This window comes from Brevundimonas sp. SH203, assembly GCF_002157625.1.
GTDB lineage: Bacteria > Pseudomonadota > Alphaproteobacteria > Caulobacterales > Caulobacteraceae > Brevundimonas.
In genome coordinates this window covers 1-1119 of sequence record NZ_BDMM01000013.1, presented here as the reverse complement: position 1 = coordinate 1119, position 1119 = coordinate 1, and the positions used below count along the sequence as shown (strand labels likewise).

Sequence of the window (1119 nt, the reverse complement as noted above, 5' to 3'; positions counted from 1 at the left end):
GGCGCCGCATCGGCGGAACCCAATGGTTGGTACGGCGCCATCGACGCCGGCTACCACATGATGGACGACATCAACGCCGAGTCGTCGACGACGGGCGCCAACTGGAACTATGAAGTGAACAACGGCTGGGCCGCCTTTGCGCGCCTGGGCTATCGCTTCAACCCCAACTGGCGCGTCGAACTCGAAGGCGGCTACCGCTCGGGCGACATCGGCAAGGTCCGCGCCGTCTCCGGCACGCAAGGCCTGTGCAACCTGACCCCGGCGACGGGCGGCTGCTTCTCGCCGGAAGGCGACATCGAGTCGACCACCCTGATGGCCAACGTCATCTATGACTTCGGTTACGAAGCCTGGGGCATCCGTCCGTTCGTGGGTCTGGGCGCCGGCGTGAACCGCGTCAAGGCCGACGCGATCGGCGCCCTGCGCGCCAACCGCGCCGCCACCATGACCATCGACGACGACTCGACCAAGTTCGCCGCTCAGGCGATCGCGGGTCTGGCCTGGGCCATCGGCGACCGCGCCAACATCGATCTGACCTACCGCTATCTGACGGGCGACGCCTCGTGGGATTCGGTCTCGGCCGGTGGCACGGCGTTCGGCACCTGGGACGGCGACTACGACCAGTCGCACACCGTGACCCTGGGTCTGCGCTACAGCTTCGGCGCAGAAGACGCGCCGCCGCCGCCGCCGCCTCCTCCGCCCCCGCCGCCGCCTCCCCCGCCGCCTCCCCCGCCGCCGCCTCCGCCGGCTCCGGTGAAGCCGGTCGCGCGCCAGTTCGTGGTCTACTTCGACTGGGATCGCTCGGACCTGACGGCGGAAGCCCGTTCGGTGGTGACGCAGGCCGCCAACTACGCCAAGTCGGGCGCCCCGACGCGCGTCCTGATCGTCGGCTACACCGACACCTCGGGTTCGGCCGCCTATAACCTGGGTCTGTCCAACCGTCGTTCGCGCACCGTCGCGGACGCCCTGGTGGCTCAAGGCGTCAACGGCGGCGTGATCGCCCTGGACGGCAAGGGCGAGACCAACCTGGCCAAGCCCACCGCCGACGGCGTGCGTGAACCGCTCAACCGCCGCGCGACCATCGACATCAACTTCTAAGTCCCCAAGGCCGGCCGGTCTGGA

Annotated in this window: 1 protein-coding gene; it reads left to right on the top strand. The window is 69.4% G+C overall.

Annotation, left to right across the window (positions count from 1 at the left end):
- A partial coding sequence (locus tag SH203_RS15165) for an OmpA family protein (RefSeq protein ID WP_087121797.1) occupies nucleotides 1-1095 on the top strand: 1095 nt, incomplete at its 5' end.
- Nucleotides 1096-1119: the final 24 nt, after the last annotated feature.